Genomic DNA, 23853 nt, shown 5'->3' on the forward strand with positions numbered 1-23853 from the left:
CCGGGCTGGCGGCCGGCCGGGCTGACGGCCGGCCGGGCTGACGGCCGGCCGGGTCAGCGGGCGGCGTAGCGGACGAGTTGCGCGGCGTGCTCGGCCAGGGCGGTCCGGAGCTCGTCCGGCCGGACCACCGTGAACGGCCAGCCCAGCCCGGCCAGCATCTGCGCCATCCCGGGCAGGCTCTGCGCCCGGCAGCTCAGCCGCACTCCGTCGGCGACCTCGGTGACATCCGCGATGGCGGCGGGGACCCGCCGGCGCACCTGGGCGACGTCGGCCTCGATCAGCACCTCGACCTCCCACTTCCAGGGCAGCCCGGCCCACTGCCGGGTGACGTGCGCGACGGCGTCGAAGTTCGGCGGCGCCTCGAAGTCCTCACCGGTGGGCACGGCGGCGGCGATCCGGTCCAGCCGGAACGACCGGATCTCGTCGGTGCGGTGGTCATGGGCGACGAGATACCAGCGCCCACTGTGGAAGACCAGCCCGTAGGGATCAACCTGCCGCCGGCTGACTCGCGGCGCGGTCCCGGCCCCGGCCTCGCCCGCATCCACCGCCGACCCGTCCGGGTCGGCCGCCGGTCCCGCGCCATCCGGGACCGCCGTTCCCGGACCGGCCGCATCCGCCGCCGGCCCGCCCGGCTGGGTCCGGTGGGTGGATCCGGTCGGCGTGGCCGGGTGGATCCGGTGGGTGGATCCGGTCGGCGTGGCCGGGTGGGTCCGGTGGGTGGATCCGGTCGGCGTGCCCGGGTGGTCCCGACTCTCCGGTCCCCAGCCGCCCGTGGTCGCCGCTCGCGAATCGGCCGCGCCGGCCGCCGGCGCTTCAGCCGTCGGATTCGGCGCATCCGGCGCGTCGTCGCTGGTCGGGCGGCGGCGGGGTGTCCGGTAGGTGAGCGCGAGCCGCTGCTGCGAGCGAGTCGCCGTACCCAGCGTCAGCAACAGATCAGCGGTCGACGGCGTAGCGCCGTGACGCGGCGCGGCGTCCGACTCACGGCGGCGCATGGTCAGGCCCAGACTCGCCCGCAAGGCAGCCAGCCGGTCCCCCAGCGCCGCCGGAAGGATGCGGGTGATCTTCGCTTCGGCGGCGGCACTCGCCGGGGCGTCCGTCGCCAGTCCGAGGCTGTCCGCCGCCACCAGGCCCAGCACCACGGCCACCGCTTCGTCGTCGGTGAGCATCAGCGGTGGCAGCTTGAAGCCGGGCAGGAGCCGGTAGCCGCCGTACCGGCCGCGTTCCGCGGTCACCGGGATGCCCAGTTCGGCGAGGGTGCCGGCGTACCGGCGGACCGTACGCTCATCCACCGCGAGCCGGGCAGCCAGCTCGGCGCCGCGGATGCTGCGGTGGGCCTGGAGCAGTTCCAGCATGGCCAGGACGCGGGAGGCGGGGTGCGGCATGCCGAAGATTCTCCACCCCATACCGGACCGGTATCGTCCGGTATCCGTTTTAGCGTGAGGGCATGACGACATACGTTCTGGTTTCCGGTCTGTGGCTCGGTGGATGGGCCTGGCACGACGTGACGGCGGCGCTGCGCGGCGGTGGGCACGAGGTCTTCCCGCTGACGTTGACCGGCGTCGCCGACCGCTCCCATCTGCTCGGTCCCGGCGTGGATCTGGACACCCACATCGAGGACATCGTCCGGCTGGTCGAGGTCGAGGATCTGCGTGACGTGGTGCTGGTCGGGCACAGCTACGGCGGGATGCCGGTGAGCGCCGCGGCGCTGCGGTTGCGGGAGCGGATCGCCCGGGTGGTCTATGTGGACAGCGGGCCGTTGCCGGAGGGCACCACTCAGCAGTCGATGTCCGGCGAGCCGGCCGGTCCGGGTGACGCGGTGCCGCCCCGCGAGTGGGACGCCGGTGCCGACCCGGTGCTGCTGGCCGGGCTGGACGAGGCGGCGCTGGCGCTGCTGCGTACGCGGAGCACACCGCACCCCCGCGCCTCGGTGGAGCAGCCGCTCGGCGCCCGGGCCACCTCCCGGGAGCTGCCGACCACGCTGGTCGCCTGCACGTTCCCGGGGGAGCAGATCAAGGAGATGATGGCCGCCGGCCATCCGTTCTTCGCCGGCCTCACCGAGGCCGAGGTCGTGATGCTGCCCACCGGCCACTGGCCGATGCTCAGCGAGCCGGTCGCGCTAGCCCGGATTCTTGAGCAGCGCGGCTAGCTCGGCGGCGATCTCCTCGGGACTGCGGGCATCGGTCGCGATCGTGTGGGTGGCCACCGACGCGTAGAGCGGGCGGCGCTGCTCCATCAGGTACTTCAGGGTCGCCCGCGGGTTCACCGACAGCAGCGGGCGGCCCGCGCCGAGCCCGACCCGCTTGACCGCGTCGGACAGCTCCACCGACAGGAAGACCACGGTGTGCTCCCGCAGCGACTCGCGGGTGCCCTCGTGCAGGATCGCGCCACCGCCGAGGGCGAGCACGCCGGGGAACGAGCCGAGCGCCTCGGCGATCGTCTCGCGTTCCAGGGCCCGGAAGGCGTCCTCGCCGTCGTCGAAGAAGATCTCCGGGATCGGCTTGCCGGCGCGCTGCTCGATCAGGTGGTCGGTGTCGGTGAAGTCCACGCCGAGCAGCGCGGCCGCCGCCTGCCCGACCGTGGTCTTGCCCGCGCCGGGCGGACCGACGATCACCGCGGCCGGCGCGGTCACCGGATCAGCAGACTGTCGAGGTAGCCGGCCAGGTTGCGGCGGATCTCGGCGACCGAGTCGCCGCCGAACTTCTCCGTCGCGGCCTCGGCCAGCACCAGCGCGACCATCGCCTCGGCGACCACCGCGCCGGCCGGCACCGCGCACACGTCGGAACGCTGGTTGATCGCCGTGGTGGCCTCGCCGGTGACCACGTCGACCGTCTGCAGGGCGCGGTTCAGCGAGGAGATCGGCTTCAGTGCGGCGCGGACCCGCAGGTTCTCGCCGTTGGTGATACCGCCCTCCAGGCCGCCGGCCCGGTCGGTGATCCGCTTGACGCCGTCCGCGGTCGGGATGATCTCGTCGTGCGCGACCGAGCCGCGCGAGCGGGCCTGGGTGAAGCCGTCGCCGATCTCCACGCCCTTGACGGACTGGATGGACATCAGGGCGGTGGCCAGCCGGGCGTCCAGCTTGCGGTCCCACTGCACATGCGAGCCCAGACCCGGGGGTACGGCCCAGGCCAGCACTTCCACGATGCCGCCGAGGGTGTCCGCGTCCTTCTTCGCCGCGTCGACCTCGGCCACCATCCGGGCGCTCGCCTCCGGGTCGAGGCAGCGCAGCGGGTCGGCGTCGATCCGGGCCGCATCCTCCGGCGTGGGGATCAGGCCGGCCTTGGCCGCGACCGAGCCGAGCTCGATCACGTGGGAGACGATGTCGATGCCCAGTGCCTGCTTGACCAGCGCCTTGGCGACCACGCCGACGGCCACCCGGGCCGCGGTCTCCCGGGCGCTGGCGCGTTCCAGGATCGGCCGGGCGTCGGTGTGGCCGTACTTCTGCATGCCGGCCAGGTCGGCGTGGCCGGGCCGGGGCCGGGTCAGCGGCGCGTTGCGGGCCTGGGCGGCGAGCTCCTCGGGGTCGACCGGGTCGGCGGCCATCACGGTGCGCCACTTGGGCCACTCGGAGTTGCCGATCCGGATCGCGACCGGGCTGCCGAGCGTGACCCCGTGGCGGATGCCACCGATGATCTCGATCTCGTCCTGCTCGAACGCCATCCGCGCGCCCCGGCCGTAGCCGAGACGGCGGCGCGCGAGGTCGCGGCCGATGTCCTCGCTCGTCACCCGCACACCGGCGGGCACCCCTTCGAGAAGGGCGACGAGCGCCGGGCCGTGGGATTCACCTGCGGTAAGCCAGCGCAACACGGGTCACAGTCTGGCACGCCGTCGTCGCACGCCGCCGCCCCGGGCTTGCCCGTCCCGCCTGCCGGACCGCGGGCGGACACCACAGCTATCGTCCGGTGGTGTCGTCCCGGCCCACCACGCCTGTCGTCCAGTCTGTCCCGGCCGTGCACGGGCCCCTGCTCGTCGTCGTGCTCGGGCTCATCACCGCGATCGGTCCGCTGTCGCTGGACATGTACCTGCCCGCGTTCCCGGTCCTGTCGCGGGACCTCGGGGTGCCCGACGCGCAGGTGCAGCTGTCGCTGACCACGTGCCTGATCGGGCTGGCGGCCGGGCAGCGCGGTCCTCAAGGTGACCTCGTGGCACGGCGTCTTCGTCGCCCTCGGCGTCATCGCGACGCATCCAGTCGGTGATCGCGGCGGTGGCCGCGCCGCTGGTCGGCTTCGGTGACCCCGGGCGGGGCACCCCGATGGCGCTGGCGATCGTCAGCTTCGCGCTGGTGGCGCTGCTGCCGGTGCTGACGCTGACCTGGTCGCGACGGCCGGTCTGAGCGGCTCAGCCGACGGCCGACGCCGCCGCCAGGGCCGCCCGCATCGCCGCCTCCGGCGCTGGGCGCACGCCGGTGAACTGCTCGAACTGGCCCAGCGCCTGCGCCAGCAGCAGGTCGAGGCCGGACACCACCGGGACACCGTGGTCGGCCGCCGCGGCAGCCAGCGGGGTCGGCCACGGGTCGTAGATCGCGTCGAACAGCACCGTGCCGGGCCGCCACTTCACGGCGGTCGCCAGCGCGTCGGCCGCGCCCTTGGGCACGGTCGAGATCACGGCGTCCGCGTCGAAGGCGGCCGGGGCGTCGGCCCACTCCACGCCGGTGACGGTGATGCCCAGGGCCGCCGCGGCGGGCGCGAGCTCCTCACGGGCCTCCGGGCGCCGGGTCACCACGGTCACGTCAGCGGCACCGAGCTGAGCCGCGGCGGCCAGGGCGGCCCGGGCCGTGCCGCCGCCACCGAGCACGGTGACGCTCGGGCCGGCGGCGAGACCCGCGTCGCCGAGCACCCGGACCATGCCCGGGACGTCGGTGTTGTCGGCGAACCAGGTGCCGTCGGGACGCCGTACCAGGGTGTTGGCCGCACCGATCGCGGTCGCGACCGGCGACGCCGCCGCGGCCAGCGTCAGCGCGACCTCCTTGAGCGGCATGGTCAGCGACAGCCCGGCCCATTCCGGGCCGAGGCCGGCCACCAGGCCGGGCAGCTCGGCCTCGGCGCACTCGATCGCCGTGTACGTCCAGGTCAGCAGACCGGCGGCAGCGAAGCCGGCGGTGTGGATGACCGGGGACAGGGAGTGCCCGATCGGTTTTCCGCAGACGGCGGCTCGCCGGGCGCGCTCAGTGGATTGCACAGGCACAGATTAGGGGACCGTCAGAGGACGCCGTTCTTCTTGGCGGTCTCGATGTTCTTCTCGTGCTGCGGGTAGCTGTTGGTGAACGCCGAGTGGCCCTGCTTGTCGATCGCCACGAAGTACAGCCAGTTGCCCTTCGGCGGCGCGAGGGCGCCCTCCAGCGCGGCCTTGCCGGGGTTGTTGATCGGCGTCGGCGTGAGCCCGTCCTTGCCGTGCAGGCGGTACGGGTTCTTCGTGTCGTACAGCTCTTTGTCGGTCATCTTGCCGGACGACTTCGTCGGCCTGCCGGTGAGCTGGTAGTAGTAGTTGATCCCGACGTCGAACTCCAGGCACTTGCAGTGGAAGTCGTCGCCGTAGAGCCGGTTGTAGGCCACCCGGGCGACCTTGCCGAGGTCCTCGGCGTTACCGGCCTCGGCCTGGGCCAGCGACGCCACCGTCAGCACCTCGTACGGGCTGATGTTGCGCTGGGTCTCGGCCTGCTTCACGAAGTCCACCTCGTTGGCGACGTTCATGAAGTGCTCGACCATCAGGGTCAGATACTCCGCCGCGGTGCCCTTCGGGGGGAACTCGTAGGTGTCCGGGAAGAGGAAGCCCTCGATCGACTTGGACTTCTTCTGCCCGTCGGTGCGGTTGAACCAGAACGCCGGGACGCCGAGCGCCTCCGGGTCCTTGGCGGCGTTCTTGAAATCGGCCACCTTGACCCCGGTCGCCTTGGCCAGGATCTCGTAGACCTGGTTGGCGGTCTTGCCCTCGGGGATGGTGATGCCGTTGGTGACCCGGCTCTTGGGATCGAGCATCAGGGTCACGGCCTGCTCGGCCGCCATCTGCTTGCGCAGGTTGTACGTGCCGGACTGGATGTTCTTGCCCTTGGGGTTGGCGTCCGCGGCCTCGGTGAAGGCGGCTGTGCTCTTGACCACATCGGCGTCGTACAGCACGTTGCCGATCTCGGTCAGCGACGCGTCCTTGGGGATCTTGACCTGCACCGGATCGGTGCCGGGGCCGTCGTAGTCGGCCGCCGTGAAGAAGCCCTTGATCTTCGAGTAGCCCAGGTATCCGCCGACGCCGAGCACGCCCAGCAGGATGAACACCATGAGGAAGGCGACCGCGGACTTACCGCCCTTGCCGCCGCCGCCCTTCGAACCGCGGAACCCCCGCCGGTGGCGAGGTCTGCCCTTCTCCGCCTGTTCGTCGAACGCCAGGTCCAGCTCGTCGATCATCTCGTCTGCCTCCGCTGCGCGTCCAGCCAGCTCTGCAGGATCTCCACCGCGGCCGCCTGGTCGACGACCGCCCGTTGCCGCTTGCCCCGTACGCCACGTTCGGCCAGCCTACGGGTTGCGACCACGGTCGACATCCTCTCGTCCGCCAGGACGATCGGAACAGACCCTACCGCCCGTTCCAGTCGCCCAGCGTACGCACGTATGTCGATGGCGGCAGGCCCCTCCTCGCCGTTGAGGCGCACGGGGAGGCCCACCACGATCTGCACCACCTCGTGCTCCCCCACGAGGCGGACGAGCTGAGCAATGTCGCCGGGGACGGCGTCGGGCGCCGCACCCATGTCACGGGGCACCGTGACCAGGGGGGTGGCCAGGATCCCGTCAGGGTCACTGAGTGCGACCCCGACGCGGACCTTACCCACATCCACACCCAGCCGCCTACCCCGTGGCAACGGCAACATGTCGACGGCCTCCCTCTCAGGCGGCCTCGCCGACCGCCTTCTCCACCGCTGCGAGCAAGACATTCACCTGGTCAGCGGGCACCCCGCCGCCCTGGGCGAGGTCGGCGTTGCCGCCGCCCCGGCCGGAGAGCGCGCCCTTGACCAGATCGGCCGCGGACAGGCCACGACTCTTCGCCGTGGCGTTGATCGCTACGATGAGTGACGCCTTGCCGTTGGACCGGGCCGCGACCGCGACCACCGCCGGACGACCGGCGTCGATCTTGCCGCGGATCTCCTGGGCCAGGGTACGCACGTCGTTGGTCGCCGCACCCTCGGGTGCCTCGGTCCCGACGTACGCCACGCCCCGCAGATCACGGGCCTGCGCCGCCAGCGCACCGGCCCCACCGAGCACCAGCTGCGCGCGCATCTTCTCGAGTTCCTTCTCGGCGTCGCGCAGGGCTGTCACGGTCTGCTCGACCCGGTCGGCCACCTGGTCGCCCGGCACCCGGAACAGCTCCGCGAGCCGGGCGACGAGCAGGTGCTCCTTGGCCAGGAAGCCGAACGCGTCGATGCCGACGAGCGCCTCGACCCGGCGGACACCCGAACCGATCGACGACTCGTTGAGGATCTTCACCAGGCCGAGCTGACCCGAGCGGGCCACGTGCGTACCGCCGCAGAGTTCACGCGCGTAGTCGCCGACTTCAACCACTCGGACCTCGTCGCCGTACTTCTCCCCGAACAGGGCCATCGCGCCGAGCCGGCGCGCCTCCTCCTGCGAGGTGACGAACGCATGCACTTCCAGGTCACGCAGCAGCACCTCGTTGACCTGCTGCTCGACGTCGTGCAGCACCGAGGGCGAGACGGCCCCCGGGGTGTTGAAGTCGAAGCGCAGCCGGCCGGGCGCGTTCAGCGAACCCGCCTGGGTCGCCGACTCGCCGAGGAACGCCCGCATGGTCTGGTGGATCAGGTGCGTCGCCGTGTGCGAGCGCGAGATCGCCTTGCGGCGGGTCACGTCGATCTCGGCGAAGCCCGCCTCACCCGCGCGCACCTCACCGCGGACGACCCGGGCCTTGTGCACGATCAGGCCGGGCAGCGGCTGCTGCACGTCGACGACCTCGACCTGACCGCCGCCGACGTTGATCAGGCCGGTGTCGGCCTGCTGGCCACCGCCCTCGGCGTAGAACGGGGTGGTGTCGAGCACCAGCTCGACGTAGTCACCCTCGTTCGCCGCCGCGACACTGGCGCCCCCGTCGCCGAGCAGCGCACGCACCCGCGACTCCCGGGAGACCTCCGCGTAGCCGGTGAACTGCACCGGTCCGCCGTTCTCCAGCACCGCGCGGTACGCCGACAGGTCCGCGTGGCCCGTCTTGCGCGCGGCCGCGTCCGCCTTCGCGCGGGACCGCTGGTCGGCCATCAACCGGCGGAAGCCGTCCTGATCGACGTCGAGGCCCTGCTCGGCGGCGATCTCCAGGGTCAGGTCGATCGGGAAGCCGTACGTGTCGTGCAGCTGGAACGCCTGCGCGCCGCTGAGCTTCGCGCCGCCGGACTTCTTGGTGTCGGTGATCGCCGTGTCGAGGATCGTCGTGCCCGCGCGCAGGGTGGACAGGAACGCCTCCTCCTCGGCGTACGCGTACGTGGAGATCCGGCCGAACTCCTCCGCCAGCTCCGGGTACGACGGCGCCATGCAATCACGCGCCACCGGCAGCAGCTCGGGGAACGTGGCCCCCTGCCAGCCGAGCAAGCGCATGGCCCGGATCGCCCGGCGCATGATGCGGCGCAGCACGTAACCGCGGCCCTCGTTGGACGGGGTGACCCCGTCGCCGATCAGCATCAGCGCGGTACGGACGTGGTCGGCGATCACGCGCAGCCGGACGTCGTCGGGGTGCGACAGGCCGGCCTCGTGACCGGAGTGCGCGCCGTACACCTTGCCGGACAGCTCGGCCGCCCGCGCGAGGATCGGCTTGACCTCGTCGATCTCGTACAGGTTGTCGACGCCCTGCAGGATGGACGCGACCCGCTCCAGCCCCATGCCGGTGTCGATGTTCTTCTTGGGGAGATCGCTGACGATCGTGAAGTTCTCCTTGCTCTTCACGTCGGTGATCTCGTACTGCATGAAGACGAGGTTCCAGTACTCCATGTACCGGTCCTCGTCGACCTCCGGGCCGCCCTCTTTGCCGTACTCGGGGCCGCGGTCGTAGAAGAGCTCGGAGCAGGTGCCGCCCGGGCCGGGGATGCCCATGTGCCACCAGTTGTCCTTCTTGCCCCGGCGCACGATCCGCTCGGCGGGCACGCCGGTCGCGCGCCACATCTCGAACGCCTCGTCGTCGTCGAGGTAGACGGTCGGCCAGATGCGCTCGGGGTCCAGCCCGAAGCCGCCCTTCTCGATCGGGTTGGTGGACAGCTCCCAGGCCAGCCGGATGGCCTCGGCCTTGAAGTAGTCACCGAAGGAGAAGTTGCCGTTCATCTGGAAGAACGTGCCGTGCCGGCTGGTCTTGCCGACCTCGTCGATGTCGGGCGTCCGGATGCACTTCTGCACGCTCACCGCCCGCTGGTACGGCGGGGTGCGCTGGCCCAGGAAGAACGGCACGAACTGGACCATGCCGGCGTTGATGAACAGCAGGTTCGGGTCGTCGATGGCCGGCAGCGGGGCGCTCGGCACGACCGTGTGCCCGTTCGCCTCGAAGTGCGCCAGAAAGCGCCGCTTGATCTCCGCCGTCTTCATCGCTGGTCCTCACTCGCGTGCCGTCCCTGCGTGCCGTCACGCAGCTCGGCGAACTGGTCGTCGTAGAGCTCGCCCGCGGCGAAGGCCTCGTGGATCTCCTGCTCGCGCTCGGCCATCCCCTCGCGGACGTCATCCACGAAGCTACGCAGCGACTCGACCAGACCGCCAGCGGATTGCGACAGGGAGGTGGCGATGCCGGTGGGGGTGAACTCATTGGCCTTACGGGTGACCTTGCGCACGACGATGGCGCCGACGGCCAGGCCGACACCCAGCCAGAGCAGCCGCTTCATGGCGGTGTTCCTTCCGAGCTAGAAAAAGCTGGTGAGATGGTCAGCGGGCCGCGCGGGCGGCCTTGCGGCGCTGCTTGAGGGAGGCGCGGACCTCGCGCTCGTCCTCGGCGTGCCGGCGGGCGGCGGCGGCCTTGCGCAGGCCGTAGCCGAACGACGCCACCTTGATCAACGGGTTCGCGGCGGCGGCGGACACGACGGTGGCGAGGTTGGCCACGCTGGCCGTGACGTTCTGGGCGTGCTCGGTCATGGTGTCGACCTTGGCCAGCTGCACGTTGACACCGTCCAAAGAGACCTGGACCTGGCCCAGCGCGGTGTTCACGTTGCCGACCGTCTCGGTGACGTTGCCGAGCAGCGGCCCGGTCCGGTCGTTGAGGTCGTTGATCGCCTGGGTGGCGGCGTCGACCGTGTGGCGCAGCTTGAGAATCGGGACCGCGAGCACCAGCACGAGCATCAAAAACGCGCCCGCCGCGATCAGGCCTGCGATTTCTCCGGCGGTAACGTCCATCTACGCGTCTCCTCTACTGACGTGCCTCACAGTGTGACAACGTGCAGACCCTACCGTCAGTGACCGGTGCACGCTTCACGACGCCGTCGGTGTCGGCTCCAGCAGAGGATCAGGAGTGAGAACAGGGTCGGGCGTCTCGCCGATCAAGGACGGATCCACGGCCGGCTGCGGCTTGCCCCGCTGATCGGTGACGGCGTTCTGCACCTTGATGCTCACGGTCGAACCGGTGCACTTGTCCGGGTCAGGAGTGGGCACCAGCCCGTCCGGCCCGACAGAGGGCTGAGTGGCCGGGTCCTGCGCGGCAACGGCGTCGACAGCGCACTCGGGCAGCCGCACCCACAGGTCCAGAGTGAACTCGTCCCTGGTCCAGCAGGTGTACTTGCCGGAAGTGGTGGGCTGATCGGAGCACTCCCCGCTCCGCGCCTTCCACCCGGCGTCGGTCAGCGCGGTGGCGTAGGCCTTGTCGGTCTCCTCGAACGGCCGCTCGGACTGCGCGGTCCGCTCCCGGAACCGGCAGTCGAAGAAACACCAGATGCTGCCGCTGGTCCGGTCCTCGACCTGCTTGTCGGCCCAGGTGGGGACGCTGAGCGCATCGAGCGAGTTGAACACGGGATCACGCGTCGCGGACCGGATCCCGAACAGCAGCGGGAGCAGCCCGAGCACCACGACGCTGAGCGTGACCAGGGTGATGACCCGTAGCCGCCTCTCGGTGCGCAGCCGGGTGCGCAGCTCGGCACCCTTACCGAGCAGACCACCGCGAGACTCACGCTCGTCATCGGCCGAGCTGTCACCCGCATCGGGTACGCCCCCAGCGCCGACAACCGCAACCCGCCCGGGCGGCGTGACGGTGCCGGTCCCCCGCCCCGCCGCGGTGACCTGTCCGGTCCCCCGCACGGGTGAAACCTCAGCCTTGCCCCGCCCGGGCACCTCCGCAGCACCACGACCGGGCACCTCCGCAGCACCACGGCCAGGCACCTCCGCAGCACCGCGACCGGGTACGCCTGCTGCGCCGCGGCCGGTCACCTCAGCGGTGCCACGACCCGGAACCTCGGCAGCTCCGCGGCCGGAAGCGTCGGGGCGTACCTCAGCGGCGCCGCGACCGGGTACTGCGGCGGCTCCGCGTCCGGGAGCGCCCGGGGTGCCTGGGATGCCGCCTTCCGCCCGGTCGGATGGGGCTCGGGTCGGCACCTCGCCGGTGCCGCGGCCACGGGGAGCGTCGACGGCGGCCCGGCCGGGCAGGACCTCCGCGGCGCCGCGGCTTTGCGGAAGCTCAGGAGTGCCGCGACCCGGCGTCGCCGAGCCCGTGGCGCGACCTGGCGTTGCCGGGCCCGTGGCGCGACCTGGCGTTGCCGGGCCTGCGCCGTGGCCCGGCGTGACCGCGCCTGAGCCGTGGCCTGGTGTGACCGGGCCCGTGCCCCGGCCCGGTGTGACCGGGGCGGCGCCGTGGCCGGATGTGACGGGGCCTGTGGCACGGCCCGGCGTGACCGGGCTCGCGCCGCGGCCCGGCGTGACGGGGCCCTGGCCTAGGGGCACGGCGGCGGCGCCGCGGCCGGGCAGCACGGGACCGGTCCCGCGCGCGGGGCGGCCGGGATCGTCCAGGCTGGCCGGGCGGGCGCCCGCGCCGGTGTGCTCGTCGCCGCGCGGCCCGGCGAGGCCGCTCGGCTGGCCAGGGCCGCCGAGGCCACCAGGCTGACCAGCGCCAGGACGGCCGCCGGGCCGACCCGAGCCGCCGAGATGACCCGGGGCGCCGGGGTGGTCGGGGGCACCGGGCTGACCCGGGCCGCCAGGCTGACCCGGGGTTCCGGGCTGACCGGGACCGCCGGGCTGACCCGGGCGGCCGGGCTGTCGAGGACCGCCGGGCTGGTTCGGGGCGCCGGGCAGGCCGCTGGGCAGGCCGGGGCCGGACAGACCGTGGCCCGGGCCCCCCGGTGCCGGGCTACCGGGTCGGATCGGCAGCCCGCTCGGTTCGGCGGGGCTCACCGGACTGCTGGCGTTGCGACCCGGACGGCCCGGGGCGTTCGGCTGCTGACCCGGCCCACCACGGCCGGGTGCTGCACGACCCGGGCCGCGAACGACACCAGCGCTGCGCTGGCCGCTCTCGACCGGGCCGGAGAAGGCTCCAGGACCGCCCGGCTGGCCCCCAGGACCAGTCGGCTGCCCAGGCGCGCCGGCGAGGCCGCTCGGCTGCTGTTCAGGCGCGACACGGCCGCCCGGTGAACGGCCGGGCACGGCACGACCGGCACCCGGCTGGCCGGGAGCCGGTGGCTGGACACGTCCGGGGGCCGGCGGGCGGGTGCCAGGCTGACCTGGTCCGGGACGTCCGGCACCGGGCTGCGCGCGGCCGCCCGTTCCGGTCCCCGGCGCACCTCGGCCGGGCTGACCGGCAGCCGGCGACCCGGGAACTGACGCACCGGGAACTGGCGCGCCGGGCCCCTGCGGGCCTGCTCCCGGCTGGCCGGGAACGGGACGCTGACCGGGCCGGGGAACCCGTCCGGTGCCGCGGCCCGCCGCACGGGCAGCCGCCTCACCGGCGCGGGCGATCTGCCCGGTCGTACCGATCACACCAGACGTGCTTCCGGCCATCGCACCGGCGCGGCCGGGGACGGCGGGGGTGCGCACGCCTTCGCGGCCGGGCACGACGGGCGGTACGACCGCCGACGCGCGAACCGGACCGGTGGTGGAACCGGGTCCGCCACGGCCGGTGGGGGCGGCAGGGCCCGGGGCGCCGCGTCGGCCGATCGGTCCTGTTCCGGGCTCGTCGGGGTCCGGGGCGCCGTGCTGGCCACCGGCGCGGCCGGTCGGCGGGATCGCCCCGGTGTGGTGGCCGAGACGATCACCGGACTGCTGTCCGGGGGCGGGACGGCCGTGGCGGCCGCCGCCGTCAGTGGGACTGGCGTCCGGCCGGGCATGGGCTGCCGAGCCGGCGTTGCGCGCGCCGAAGGAATGGCCGTCGGCACCGGGTACCGCGGACACCGGGCGGCTCGAGCCGCCGGTCGGCTGACCGGGGCGGCCACCGGTGACGAACCCGCTGACCTCGTCGGGCGCGGCGTGGCCCCCGCGAGCGGGACCGGCCTGCTCCGGCGGGGCATACCCGGCGCGGACAGGACCTGGCTGGTCGGGTGCCGCGTGACTCGCGCGACCGGGATTGGGACCGAACTGTTCCGGCGCGGCATGACCGCCCCTGGCGGGAGCATCCGGCTCGTCGGCCCGGCCACGCCGGCCCCGGGGTACGAAGCCCGACTGATCCCCACCCGGCTGATCAAACTGTCCCTGATCCGCCGGGCGACCGCCGGGATCCTGGTGCCGGGCGGCACGACTCGCGGGCGACACCGGCCCACCGGGCAACGGCCCGGCCGCGGCAGCCGGCGGCACAGCCGCACGACGACCACCGGGAGGCGGCCCACCGGCAGCAGGCGGCACAGCGGCACGACGACCACCGGCAGGCGGCCCACCAGCCGGCTCGCCGGCAGCAGGGGGCACGGCAGCACGACGGCCACCGGCAGGCGGCCCACCAGCAGCAGGCGGCACAGCGGCACGACGACCACCGGCGGGCGGCACAGCAGGCGACCCGGCAGCCCCGGGCGTAGCGGGCCAGCCCGGCGGTGTAACAGGCGAGGTCGGACGGACACCGGGCACCGCCGGAGCGTTGCCGGAAGCAGGCACGGCCGAGGTGGGACTGACCGCCGGGAACGAGCCGGACGGGTTCGGATCGATCCGTCCGCTCAGCTGCCCGGCGTCCATCTGCCGACGTCCGTGACCGGGAGCCGGCCCGGCACCGGGCTCGGGAGCCGCGGGAGCCGCGCGCCGGCCGGGCGGGCGGATGCCGGGCTCGCTGCGATCGATCGGAGCGTGCCGTCCGGTGGACTCGCCCGGAACGCCGCCATGACGTGCTCCGGCCGGACCCTGCCCCGGGGCGCCCTGGCCAGGCGTGGCCTGCCAGCCGCCGGTCGTGTGCTCACCAGACCCGGCCTGCCAGCCGCCGGTCGTGTGCTCACCAGACCCGGCCTGCCAGCCACCGGTCGCGTGCTCACCCGACCCGGTCTGCCACGCCGGTGGCTGGTCGCCGCGAGCCGGGGAAGCCGGTGCTGCCGGAGTGCCATGGACCGGACCGGACCGGGGCCCGGCCGGCGATCCCGGCACCACCGGAGAACGCGGACCAGCCGGAACACCAGGACCAGAACCGGCACCTGCACGGACACCGGGAGCAGAACCAGGCACGGGACCGGCACCCGGACCGGAAACAGGAACAGGACCGGCACCCGGACGGGGACCCGGAGCAGTACCAGGGACGGGACTGCCGCCGGGAGCGGAACCAGCACCGGGCCGGGCGCCGGGAGCGGAACGGGGAACCGAGCGAGGCGCCGCCGGCGACCCCGGAGCAGCAGCGGAACGCGGACCGGCCGGGGACATAGGCGCCGCCGGGAACGGGGAATCGTCCACCGGATCGTCCGGTCCGGGCGCCCGGCGGCCGCTCTTGCTCGTGCGGCCCTCCCCCGACGACGTGCCGGGGCCGATCGCCGAGCGGTCCTCCTTGGCGCTGCGCAGGTCGTCGAGCCAGCCGGTCTCCTCGCGGGGCACCTCGACGGGCTCCACCGGCTCCGGCCGGCCGCGGCCGAACAGGCGGCGGCTGCGACCCGCCTGTTCGCGCTGGTCGGCGTCGTCGTCGGGCCTGTCGGCACCGCGCCTGCTCACGGCTGGTCCTCTCCGGCGGCCGGGCCGCTGTCGTCCACCTTCGGCCCGTCGCCGGACGGGCCGCTCGAGCTGCCCGCACCGGTCGGCGTGGGCCTGGAGTCCGCGGCCGGGCCACGGACGATTCTGCGCAGGCGGGGCAGCCGCTCGCCGACTGCGCGTTCCGCGCCGTGGTCGGTCGGACGGTAGTAGTCCGCGCCGATCAGATCATCCGGCACATACTGCTGCCTAACAACACCCTTGGGGTCGTCGTGTGGATACCGGTAGCCCTTGCCGTGACCAAGGCCACGTGAGCCCGGGTAGTGGGCGTCGCGCAGGGCCGGTGGGACAGCACCGCCGCGGCCGGCCCGGACGTCGGCCAGGGCTTCGCCCAGGGCGGTGGTCACGGCGTTCGATTTCGGGGCTGTGGCCAGGTGGACCACGGCCTGGGCCAGGTTGAGCTGGGCCTCGGGCAGGCCGACCGACTGCACCGCCTGGGCCGCCGCCGTCGCGATCAGCAGCGCCTGGGGATCGGCCATGCCGACGTCCTCGCTGGCGAAGATCACGATGCGCCGGGCGATGAACCGCGGGTCCTCGCCGGCGACCAGCATCCGGGCCAGCCAGTGCAGGGCGGCGTCCGGGTCGGAGCCGCGCATGCTCTTGATGAACGCGCTGATCACGTCGTAGTGGGCGTCGCCGTCGCGGTCGTAGCGGACCGCGGCCACGTCGACGGCCTGTTCGGCGGTGGCCAGGTCGATCTCGGTGGCGCCCTGCGCGGCGGCGGAACCGGCCGCGGCCTCCAGCGCCGTCAGGGCCTTACGGACGTCGCCGCCGGCCAGCCGTACCAGATGCTCCTCGGCCTCGCCGGTGAGCGTGAGCGCGCCGCCCAGGCCGCGGGGGTCGGTGACCGCGCGGCGGACGAGCCGGCGCACGTCCTCGTCGCCGAGCGCCTGGAGGGTGAGCAGCACGCAGCGGGACAGCAGCGGGGAGATGACCGAGAAGTACGGATTTTCGGTGGTGGCCGCGAGCAGGGTCACCGTGCGGTCCTCGACCGCGGCGAGCAGGGAGTCCTGCTGGGTCTTGCTGAAGCGGTGCACCTCGTCGATGAACAGCACGGTCGGCGGGCCGCCGGCGCGGCGTTCGCGGCGGGCGGTGTCGATGACCGCGCGCACGTCCTTGACCCCGGCGGTCAGCGCCGACATGGCCACGAACTTGCGATCGGTGGCCCCGGCGACGAGGTGGGCGATGGTGGTCTTGCCGGTGCCGGGCGGGCCCCACAGGATGACCGACATCGGCGTGGTGCCGGTGACGAGCTGGCGCAGCGGGGCGCCGGGGGCCAGCAGGTGCTGCTGGCCGACAAGCTCGTCGATGCTCGCCGGGCGCATCCGCACGGGCAGCGGTGAGTCCTCGGACCAGGTGGTGAAGCCGGCGGACGCCGCACCGGCCGGTGGCGCGGTGCGGACACCGCCCGGCTCGGTCAGGGGGAAGAGTCCGTCGAATTCCATCGGCAACGACAGTACCGGCCCGCCCTCGTGTGCCGGAAATGCACCGAAGGCGGGCCGTATGCGGAAATCAGCGGATCAGCCGCGGCCGGGGCGACGGCCACGGAAGCTACGGCCACTGCCGCTGCTGGTGTTGCGCGGGCCGCTGCCCACGCCGGCCAGGTACAGCGAGAGCAGGAGCAGGCCCAGCGAGGCCATGGTCGAGAAGTTGAACAGGTCGGGAGCGCCGAGGTTGGTGTCGAAGAGATCGAGCAGCAGCCAGATGCCGAAGACGATGGCGGCGGCGATAGCAAGCATGGGTTCCTCCGGGGGGATGAGAGCACTTGTCGTGCTACTACCCCCCGGCTGGTCACGCGTAAACTCCACCGTGGACGTGACTCATCGTGCCTGCTGGATCGGCTCCAGGTGACGGACGAGCACTTCCTCGAGACCGGTGATGAGCCCGGTCCATGCGTCGCCGTCAGCCGCGATCGGCCCGATGAGGCCGCGGACCACGTACATCAGGACCACATCGTGGCGGCGAACCGCTCGGCGGTCGCTCTCGGCCGCGGCGCCGCTCAGGGCGCCGGGACGGGCTCCGGCGCCGGGGCATCCACCGGCGTCACCGTCGCCGCTGAGCCGCGGGCGACCAGGTAGAGCGGCGCCGCGACCGCCAGGACCGCCGCGCCGACCAGCAGCGACATCCGCAGGTCGACTGCCGAAGCCACGGCGGTCAGCGTGACCAGTCCGAGCGCACCGGCGGGCTGGCTCACCATCGAGTTCAGCGACAGCAAGCTGGCCCGGTACGGCCCGTCGACCTGACGGTGCAGCAGCCCGTTGTGCACCGGGCTGGCCGCCCCGTGCACTGTGTAACAGACCAGGTACGCCGCGATCACTCCCACCGGCCCGGCGAACAGCGCCATCCCGACCACCGTCACGCCTTGCAGGATCCGCAGCACGAAGCCGGTCCACGGTGCTCCGATCCGGCGGGCCAGCAGCGGGATCAACGCCGCGCCCAGGGCCGAGGCCAGCCAGGCCACCGAGCCGACCGGTCCCATCAGCGCCGACGCCTGGCCCGGGTCGCCGACGACCTCGGCCAGCCGGACCGGCATCAGGCTCTCGAACGCCACCATGCCGAAGCCCCAGAAGAGCTCCACCGCGACCAGCGCAGCGATGATCCGGGAGCGGCGCAGCAGGCTCAGCGCGCCGCCGATCGCGGCCGGCACCCCGCGCACGGAGCGGGCCAGCGCGGCGAACCCGCGGCGCGGGCGCCGCTCGGTCATCAGCAGCGCCACCGCCGCCAGCGACACGACCTGCAGCCCGAGGGCGATGTAGACGGGCAGGCTCAGGGCCCCGCCGGGCACGGTCGGGCCGAGGGCGACCAGACCACCGGTGAGGAGAGCGCCCGCGGCGATGGCGACGCCGAGCACGACCCCGCTGCGGCTCAGGCCCGTCTCGATGTCGGCCTTCGCGTCGGCCGCCAGCGCGTGGTCGACGTACCAGGCCTCCAGCGGGCCGCTGTCCAGCGCGCGGTAGACGCCCTGCAACAGGTAGAAGACCATGAACATCAGCACCGAGTCGGCCACGGTGAGCAGCGACAGGGCGGTGATCTCGATGACACCGGCCAGCAGCAGCACCGGCCGGCGGCCGATCGCGTCGGAGAGCCCGCCGGTCGGCAGCTCCAGCAGCAGGACGGTGAGTCCCTGCAGGGCGGCGGCCGAGCCGTACTGGGCGAGGCTCAGGCCACGATCCAGTGGGAGGAGCACGGTGACCGGGATCATCAGGCCGACCGGGAGCCAGCGCAGGGCGAGCAGCCACAGGAAGCGGCGCCGGGCCTGCACTGCTGTCAGCGCGGTCATGCCGGGTCCTCGATCCTCGGCACGGCGTACAGGTAAAGGAGAACCTGGCGGGCGTCCGGCGCCGGGTCGCTCTCGCCGCGGGCGCGATAGCGCTCGATGACCGTGTCGAGCTCGGCGGTGAGCGCGCTGAGCTGCTCGCTGCCCAGGCTCAGGATGTAGTCGGAGAAGCCGGCGGCGGTCCGCCAGGCCGGCGGCTCGGCCGGCCGGGCCCGCTGCCAGCTCTCGGCCCGGGCGACGAGGCGCTGCAGGCCGTAGCTGTCGAGCCAGTCGGAGGCGGCGGTCGCGTCCGGGTCGCCGGCGAAGGCGTCGCGCTGCCAGCTGCTCACGTCGTGGGCGGCCCGCCACCAGCGCTCGCGGCCGCGGCCGGCGATCTCGTCCTCGATGACCAGCCCGACGTCGGCCAGCTGGCGCAGGTGATAGCTGGTGGCGCCGGTGTTGGTGCCGAGCGCGTCGGCGAGCCGGGTGGCGGTGGCCGCCCCGTCCAGGCGCAGCTGGCCGAGCAGCCGCGAGCGCAGCGGGTGGGCGAGCACCCGGATCTGCTTGCCGTCGAGGTGGACCTGAGTGGGCTCCATGAGTTGCACAATACTTGTGCACAGAAATTGTGCAAGCGGTCCGTGCCAGAATGACGGCCATGATCGAGGTCCGGCGCGCCGGCGTGGAGGATGCCGCCGAGCTCCTGCGCCTGCGCAGCGTGATGATGAATTCGGTCCGTCCCGGCGACGGTCGCGACCCGCAGGCCTGGATCGGCCCCGGCGTCGCGGTCGTGCGCCGGCTGCTCGACCCGGGCAACGACGCCATGGCCGCGTTCGTGGTGGACAAGCCGGACGGACCGGGGCTCGCGGCCTGCGTCGTGGGCACGATCGATCAGCGGCTGCCGGGCCCGAACGACCCGACCGGGCTGCGCGGGTACGTGCTCAACGTCGCGACCGACCCCGCGTACCGCCGCCGGGGTTTCTCCCGGGCCTGCATGACCGCCCTGCTCGCCTGGTACGAGCAGCGCGGCATCGGGGCGATCGACCTGCGCGCCTCGGCGGAGGGCGAACCGCTCTACGTCTCCCTCGGGTTCGTCCGCAACCGCGACCCGGGGATGCGCCTGTTCATCCCAGCGCGTTGACCGCCTTGGCGACCACCAGCGCCGCGGTGACCAGCGAAATGGCCGACTGCAGCATCATGGTCAGCTTGGCCCAGCGCGACAGCGGCAGCGTGTCCGTCGGACTGAAGGCGGTCGCGTTGGTGAACGCCAGGTACAGGTAGTCGGCGAACTGCGGCCGCCACTCCTTCGGCGCCATGTCCGGCGTGGTCATCTGCGGGAAGAGAAAATCCGGGTACGGGTCGGTGCCGGCCGCCCGCTCCAGCGCCCCGCCCCGGTCCAGCTCCCAGTACCAGACCGCGAACGTCAGCACGTTGATCAGCCAGATCGAGGCGCCGCTGGCCAGCAGTTCCGCCGCGCTGCCGGTGTCACCGCCGCCGGCGATGTCGACCACCAGCCGCACGACCGACCAGGCCGTGCCCAGGCTGGCCACGGCGATCAGGCCCAGGCTCAGCCGGCGCAGCATCGGGGTCCGGCGCTCCAGCCGGCCCGGATTCGCCGCCACCAGCGCGCCGATGACGACCACCTCGACGGCCGGCAGCACCCACCACGCGCCCAGGCTGTACCGCTCGGGCAGGGTCAGTTGCAGCGCGATCATCACGGCGATGGCGAGGGCGAACGGCCAGCGCTGCTCGCCGCGGCTGAGCCGGCGCCAGAACGGCCGGGCGTCCAGATCCTCCTCGAAACCCACCGGCCCATCATGGCCCCTTGACCTCAACCGAGGTTCAACACGCACGCTGCGACGATGACCGGAATTCTCGACGAGGCCCTGCGGCGGCTGCACAGCACCGGGCCCGAACACGACGGCTGGCTGTCCAACCACGGCCCGATGGCGGCCGAGGCATTGGTCCACCACGGGCACGCGGACGAGGTGCACCGGTGGCTCGACGCGTACGAGCAGCGGTTGGTGGAGGCGCCGCGGGGCATCGCGCCGATCGCCGCGGACGAGTGGCGCGAACCGCTCGGTGACCCGGTGCGCACGGGCGACTGGCTGGCGTTCTTCGACCGGGCCATGCAAGCCGAGCCGTGGCCGGACGTGCTGGCGCTCTGGTGGCCGCGGCTGCTGCCCGGCATCGCGGCGGGGGCGACGCACGGGGTGATCAGGGTGGGCCACGCGGTGCGGGCGCTGCGCGAGCGGGAGACCCCGGCGCGGGTGGCGGAGCTGGGGCAGGGGCTGGCGTACTGGGCGGCGCGGTGGCAGCCGCTGGCGCCGGCCGGGCGGGGGCCGTACCGGGGCTCGGATCCGAGGGCGGCCCTCGATGCCATGCCGCGCGTGCCGGACCAGCGCTCCGGCATCCGCTCCCGGCTGGCCCAGCTCGCCGACCTGCCGGGCTGGCCGGCCGCGGTCGGGGCGGTGCCCGGCCCGGATCAGGACACTGTCGAGGACCGGCTGGCCGGGATCGTCACGGCGGCGGTGCGACTGCACACCACCCACGGGTACGGGAACCCGGTGCTGCTCGTGCACGCGGCAACGGCACCGCTGGCCGTACTGCGGACCCTGCCGTCGCTCCCGGTCGCGCTGCACGGGCCGAGCCTGGCGGCGGCGTGGGCGGCCACCGCCGCGGTGACGGCCGCCTACGCTCCCCCGGCCGCGCGCGCCTTCACGTCCGGTGCCGGTGATGCGCCGGCCGTGCTGCGGCAGGCCACCGAGTCCGGTGACGCGCACGCCATCAAGTTCGCCGACGCGGCGATCGAGATGTGGCAGCGCGATCCGGATCCGGTGCTGCTGGCCGCGTCCCGCCACGCCACGGAACTGATCCTGAACGAATGAGACGTACGCGGGTGCCGCTCCTGAGCGGCGGCGCCGACTATCCCACTGTCCCTCCTGGACTGCTCATCGTGCTGGCCGCGGTCGCGACCTGCGTGTGGTGGCGGCGCTGGTGGGCCCTGCTGATCGCGGCGGCGGTCAGCGCGTTCCTGCTCGTGGGCGGGGCACTCGCACCGGCCGCCGGCGTCGAACTCGATGCTGGCGGTGGCCGCCGCCGGGGGCACCGTCCTGCAGCCGGCCGCCCTGGTGGTGGCGCTGGGAACGGCAGGGGCGGGCGCGGTCGCCGAACGGCGGCGAGGTGCCCGCGCGGTCCTTCACTGACAGCCTCCGCGCTTCTCGGCGGGCCGAAATCAATCGGAGTCCTTTAACGACAGTGCTTGTGCAGAAATACGGCGAGGCGGTTCGGCGCGCGCGGTTCTGCTGGCATTCCGCGACTTCGCTGGACAAGATTTTCCGGAGCACTAGAGTGGTCGCTGCTTCCACAGTGGAATTCGCTGAATGCGTAGCCACCAAAAAGTCTCCCGCCGACTGAGGACGCCCATGCCCGAATCACCCTCGTCCGCCGTGCCCGCGCCGGACGACACCCTGTTGCGGGGTCGGCTGCTGGGGCTGGTCGCGGCGCCCGCCGGGGCCGCCGCACTGCTGTTCGCGGTCACCGCCGGCTACCTCTGGGCCGGCGGGGCGGACCGGTCGGACCTGGTGCTGATCATCGTCTTCCTGCTGGGCGTGGTCGCGCTCACCGTCGTGGCCGGCCAGGCCGTGGGGACGGTCCGGCGCCTCGACGACCGGCCGGCCCGGCTGCGGGCCGAGCTCGCCGAGGCGCGCGCGCAGACGGCGCTGGCCCGCGCCGATCTCGCCGACAACCGCGCCGAGACCACGGCGGCGCTGACCGAGGCGGCCGGCTACCGCGCCGCGGTCGACAACGCCCGGGCCGAGATCGAGACGCTCAGCGAGCGGGTGCGGCTGGCCGAGGAACGGCCGATGCCGGTACGCACGTCAGCCGGGCGCCAGGTCGAGGTGTTCGTCAACCTGTCCCGCCGGCTGCAGTCGCTGGTGCACCGCGAGATCAAGCTGCTGGACGCGCTGGAGAACGAGGTCGAGGACCCCGACCTGCTCAAGGGCCTGTTCCAGGTCGACCACCTGGCCACCCGCATCCGCCGCCACGCCGAGAACCTCGCGGTGCTGGGCGGCGCGGTCTCCCGGCGGCAGTGGAGCCGGCCGGTGGCGCTGACCGAGGTGCTGCGCTCGGCCATTGCCGAGGTCGAGCACTACTCCCGGGTCAAGCTGGTGCCGCCGATCGACGGCACCGTGCCCGGGCACGCGGTGGCCAGCATCATCCACCTGGTCGCCGAGCTGATCGAGAACGCGACGATGTTCGCCCCGCCGCAGACCCAGGTGCTGCTGCGCGCGCAGCACGTGGCGGCCGGGGTGGCGGTCGAGGTCGAGGACCGGGGGCTGGGCATCCAGCGCGAGGACCAGGAACGGCTGAACAGGCTGCTGCTCAACCCGGAGGACATCAACCTGGACGAGCTGCTGCGCGACGGCCGGATCGGCCTGTTCGTGGTCTCGATGATCGCCCGCCAGCACGGCGTCACCGTGCAGCTGCAGGGCAACATCTACGGCGGCACCCAGGCCGTGATCATCCTGCCGCAGCAGCTGCTCGGCTCGGCCCAGGACGACCGCGGCCCGGTGGCGGCCCAGCCGGCCCTGACCCAGAACACCATGGAGCTGGTGCAGCGGGTCCCCGGCCCGTCCCAGATCGCGGCACCCCCGCCGACCTGGCCCGCCTTCGCCGGCGCCCCGGACACCCCCTCCCCCGCACTCGTCTCCCCCGCACTCGTCTCCGCAGCGCCCGCATCCGAAAGCCCGGCGCCTTCGGATCCGGTGCCGGCGGTTGCCGGGGTGCCGCGGCGCACCGGGGCCGAGGTGGCCGAGGGCCGGCCCACCGTCACCCCGCCCCCGCTGCCGCGCCGGCACAGCCAGACGCACCTGGCGCCGCAGCTGCAGTTCGGGCCGCCGCCGCCGGCCCCCGAGGACGACGGCGCTGAGCACGATCCCGGCCTCATGGCCTCGTTCATGCAGGGCGTCTCCCGCAGCGACGCCGGGCCGCACTCCCCGGCCGAACCGGCCGCGCCCGATCAGCACTGACGGTCCCCTCCCCCAGCTCCACCGAGACCCGAGCCCCACTGAGAAAGGTGTGCTCAGATGCTGAGCAACGACCCGGTACGTTCCGCCCAGGACCTCGTCTGGCTGCTGTCCGGGCTGGTGGAGCGCGTCCCGGACACCCGTAGCGCGCTGCTGCTCTCCTCCGACGGGCTGCGCAAGGCCGCGCACGGACTGGACGACGACGGCGCCGACCATCTGGCCGCCATCGCCTCCGGCCTGTTCTCGCTGGCCCGCAGCGCCGGGTCGCGGTTCGGCGGCGGGGAGGCCGTACGCCAGGTCGTGGCCGAGCTGGAGGACGCCCTGCTGTTCGTGTCCGCCGCCGGCTCCGGTGCGGTGCTCGCCGTCATCGCGGGCAAGGAAGCCGACCCGGGAGTGCTCGGCTACGAGATGGCGCAGCTCGTCAAGAGTGTGCGGCCGTACCTGGGCACCCTGGTCCGGCAGGCGGCCGGCCATCCCGGCGGCGCGGGACGGTGAC

General features: G+C 73.4%; 25 protein-coding genes and 1 pseudogene. 8 read left to right on the forward strand and 18 right to left on the reverse strand.

All coding sequences use genetic code 11. From position 1 onward, the window contains the following. Positions 1 to 53 precede the first annotated feature (53 nt). Complete coding sequence (locus tag ACZ6S4_RS35715) at positions 54 to 1382, reverse strand: helix-turn-helix transcriptional regulator (RefSeq protein ID WP_465479145.1); 1329 nt, start codon at positions 1380 to 1382, stop codon at positions 54 to 56. A 62-nt stretch (positions 1383 to 1444) separates the two neighbouring features. Here ACZ6S4_RS35715 and ACZ6S4_RS35720 point away from each other — a divergent pair, with 62 nt between their 5' ends. Beyond that, the gene (locus tag ACZ6S4_RS35720; protein ID WP_465479146.1) at positions 1445 to 2146 is read left to right on the forward strand and encodes an alpha/beta fold hydrolase; all 702 of its coding nucleotides are present in this window, start codon (positions 1445 to 1447) and stop codon (positions 2144 to 2146) included. Here the strand turns inward: ACZ6S4_RS35720 and ACZ6S4_RS35725 are convergent. Together ACZ6S4_RS35725 and aroC are read right to left on the reverse strand one after the other, a co-directional pair. Further along, on the reverse strand, positions 2117 to 2629 hold the full coding sequence (locus tag ACZ6S4_RS35725) for a shikimate kinase (protein ID WP_465479147.1): 513 nt from the start codon (positions 2627 to 2629) through the stop codon (positions 2117 to 2119). The two genes, ACZ6S4_RS35720 and ACZ6S4_RS35725, sit on opposite strands and share 30 nt — an antisense overlap. Next, the gene (aroC, locus tag ACZ6S4_RS35730) at positions 2626 to 3804 is read right to left on the reverse strand and encodes a chorismate synthase (protein ID WP_433719926.1); all 1179 of its coding nucleotides are present in this window, start codon (positions 3802 to 3804) and stop codon (positions 2626 to 2628) included. Before aroC ends, ACZ6S4_RS35725 begins: the two co-directional genes overlap by 4 nt. Positions 3805 to 3902: 98 nt before the next feature. Between aroC and ACZ6S4_RS35735 the strand changes: the two are divergent. Then, a pseudogene (locus ACZ6S4_RS35735) lies at positions 3903 to 4151 on the forward strand (Bcr/CflA family drug resistance efflux transporter); the annotation flags it as partial. Between the two features lie 38 nt (positions 4152 to 4189). Next, positions 4190 to 4330, forward strand: coding sequence for a hypothetical protein (locus ACZ6S4_RS35740; protein WP_465479148.1), 141 nt, complete (start codon positions 4190 to 4192; stop codon positions 4328 to 4330). A gap of 5 nt (positions 4331 to 4335) precedes the next feature. On the opposite strand, the gene ACZ6S4_RS35745 is transcribed toward ACZ6S4_RS35740, so the two are convergent. The 9 genes from ACZ6S4_RS35745 to ACZ6S4_RS35785 all read right to left on the reverse strand — a co-directional run bounded on the left by ACZ6S4_RS35745 (position 4336) and on the right by ACZ6S4_RS35785 (position 12874). Continuing rightward, positions 4336 to 5175 carry a shikimate dehydrogenase gene (locus ACZ6S4_RS35745; protein WP_465479149.1) on the reverse strand — a complete coding sequence of 280 codons (840 nt, stop codon included), beginning with the start codon at positions 5173 to 5175 and terminating at the stop codon, positions 4336 to 4338. Between the two features lie 20 nt (positions 5176 to 5195). Further along, positions 5196 to 6392, reverse strand: coding sequence for an endolytic transglycosylase MltG (gene mltG, locus ACZ6S4_RS35750; protein WP_465479150.1), 1197 nt, complete (start codon positions 6390 to 6392; stop codon positions 5196 to 5198). Beyond that, positions 6389 to 6850 (reverse strand): Holliday junction resolvase RuvX, encoded by a 462-nt coding sequence (gene ruvX, locus ACZ6S4_RS35755; protein WP_360556172.1) that lies wholly within the window; start codon positions 6848 to 6850, stop codon positions 6389 to 6391. Before ruvX ends, mltG begins: the two co-directional genes overlap by 4 nt. Positions 6851 to 6866: 16 nt before the next feature. After that, positions 6867 to 9551 (reverse strand): alanine--tRNA ligase, encoded by a 2685-nt coding sequence (alaS, locus tag ACZ6S4_RS35760; RefSeq protein WP_465479151.1) that lies wholly within the window; start codon positions 9549 to 9551, stop codon positions 6867 to 6869. Then, positions 9548 to 9841 carry a hypothetical protein gene (locus ACZ6S4_RS35765; RefSeq protein WP_212992667.1) on the reverse strand — a complete coding sequence of 98 codons (294 nt, stop codon included), beginning with the start codon at positions 9839 to 9841 and terminating at the stop codon, positions 9548 to 9550. Before ACZ6S4_RS35765 ends, alaS begins: the two co-directional genes overlap by 4 nt. Before the next feature lie 40 nt (positions 9842 to 9881). Continuing rightward, complete coding sequence (locus ACZ6S4_RS35770) at positions 9882 to 10346, reverse strand: DUF948 domain-containing protein (RefSeq protein ID WP_433719936.1); 465 nt, start codon at positions 10344 to 10346, stop codon at positions 9882 to 9884. A 75-nt stretch (positions 10347 to 10421) separates the two neighbouring features. Continuing rightward, the gene (locus tag ACZ6S4_RS35775; RefSeq protein ID WP_465479152.1) at positions 10422 to 11240 is read right to left on the reverse strand and encodes a hypothetical protein; all 819 of its coding nucleotides are present in this window, start codon (positions 11238 to 11240) and stop codon (positions 10422 to 10424) included. Positions 11241 to 11869: 629 nt separating this feature from the next. Further along, complete coding sequence (locus ACZ6S4_RS35780) at positions 11870 to 12112, reverse strand: hypothetical protein (RefSeq protein ID WP_465479153.1); 243 nt, start codon at positions 12110 to 12112, stop codon at positions 11870 to 11872. Positions 12113 to 12322: 210 nt separating this feature from the next. Next, positions 12323 to 12874 carry a hypothetical protein gene (locus tag ACZ6S4_RS35785; protein ID WP_465479154.1) on the reverse strand — a complete coding sequence of 184 codons (552 nt, stop codon included), beginning with the start codon at positions 12872 to 12874 and terminating at the stop codon, positions 12323 to 12325. Positions 12875 to 14398: 1524 nt separating this feature from the next. Here ACZ6S4_RS35785 and ACZ6S4_RS35790 point away from each other — a divergent pair. Beyond that, positions 14399 to 14758, forward strand: coding sequence for a hypothetical protein (locus tag ACZ6S4_RS35790; RefSeq protein WP_465479155.1), 360 nt, complete (start codon positions 14399 to 14401; stop codon positions 14756 to 14758). 276 nt (positions 14759 to 15034) lie between these two features. On the opposite strand, the gene ACZ6S4_RS35795 is transcribed toward ACZ6S4_RS35790, so the two are convergent. The 5 genes from ACZ6S4_RS35795 to ACZ6S4_RS35815 all read right to left on the reverse strand — a co-directional run bounded on the left by ACZ6S4_RS35795 (position 15035) and on the right by ACZ6S4_RS35815 (position 18926). After that, a complete protein-coding gene (locus ACZ6S4_RS35795; protein WP_465479156.1) occupies positions 15035 to 16519 on the reverse strand; it encodes a replication-associated recombination protein A in 1485 nt (494 codons plus the stop codon). Between the two features lie 75 nt (positions 16520 to 16594). Next, entirely contained in the window at positions 16595 to 16813 is a 219-nt protein-coding gene (locus tag ACZ6S4_RS35800; RefSeq protein WP_212992672.1) for a hypothetical protein, read from the reverse strand. An 81-nt stretch (positions 16814 to 16894) separates the two neighbouring features. After that, positions 16895 to 17017, reverse strand: a complete 123-nt coding sequence (locus tag ACZ6S4_RS35805) for a hypothetical protein (protein ID WP_465479157.1) — start codon at positions 17015 to 17017, stop codon at positions 16895 to 16897. 56 nt (positions 17018 to 17073) lie between these two features. Next, positions 17074 to 18354, reverse strand: coding sequence for an MFS transporter (locus ACZ6S4_RS35810; RefSeq protein WP_465479158.1), 1281 nt, complete (start codon positions 18352 to 18354; stop codon positions 17074 to 17076). Beyond that, positions 18351 to 18926, reverse strand: coding sequence for a helix-turn-helix domain-containing protein (locus tag ACZ6S4_RS35815; protein ID WP_465479159.1), 576 nt, complete (start codon positions 18924 to 18926; stop codon positions 18351 to 18353). Before ACZ6S4_RS35815 ends, ACZ6S4_RS35810 begins: the two co-directional genes overlap by 4 nt. A 59-nt stretch (positions 18927 to 18985) precedes the next feature. Here ACZ6S4_RS35815 and ACZ6S4_RS35820 point away from each other — a divergent pair, with 59 nt between their 5' ends. Beyond that, a complete protein-coding gene (locus tag ACZ6S4_RS35820) occupies positions 18986 to 19468 on the forward strand; it encodes a GNAT family N-acetyltransferase (RefSeq protein ID WP_465479160.1) in 483 nt (160 codons plus the stop codon). Here the strand turns inward: ACZ6S4_RS35820 and ACZ6S4_RS35825 are convergent. Next, positions 19452 to 20135 carry a hypothetical protein gene (locus ACZ6S4_RS35825; protein ID WP_465479161.1) on the reverse strand — a complete coding sequence of 228 codons (684 nt, stop codon included), beginning with the start codon at positions 20133 to 20135 and terminating at the stop codon, positions 19452 to 19454. The genes ACZ6S4_RS35820 and ACZ6S4_RS35825 overlap by 17 nt on opposite strands. A gap of 54 nt (positions 20136 to 20189) precedes the next feature. Here ACZ6S4_RS35825 and ACZ6S4_RS35830 point away from each other — a divergent pair, with 54 nt between their 5' ends. The 3 genes from ACZ6S4_RS35830 (at position 20190) to ACZ6S4_RS35840 (ending at position 23852) form a co-directional block, all read left to right on the forward strand. Further along, a complete protein-coding gene (locus tag ACZ6S4_RS35830; RefSeq protein WP_465479162.1) occupies positions 20190 to 21215 on the forward strand; it encodes a questin oxidase family protein in 1026 nt (341 codons plus the stop codon). A 537-nt stretch (positions 21216 to 21752) separates the two neighbouring features. Next, on the forward strand, positions 21753 to 23360 hold the full coding sequence (locus ACZ6S4_RS35835; protein ID WP_465479163.1) for an ATP-binding protein: 1608 nt from the start codon (positions 21753 to 21755) through the stop codon (positions 23358 to 23360). A 57-nt stretch (positions 23361 to 23417) separates the two neighbouring features. Beyond that, entirely contained in the window at positions 23418 to 23852 is a 435-nt protein-coding gene (locus ACZ6S4_RS35840) for a roadblock/LC7 domain-containing protein (RefSeq protein WP_465479164.1), read from the forward strand. Position 23853 lies beyond the last annotated feature (1 nt).

The sequence above is a fragment of the Actinoplanes sp. NPDC051405 genome, from assembly GCF_055586185.1.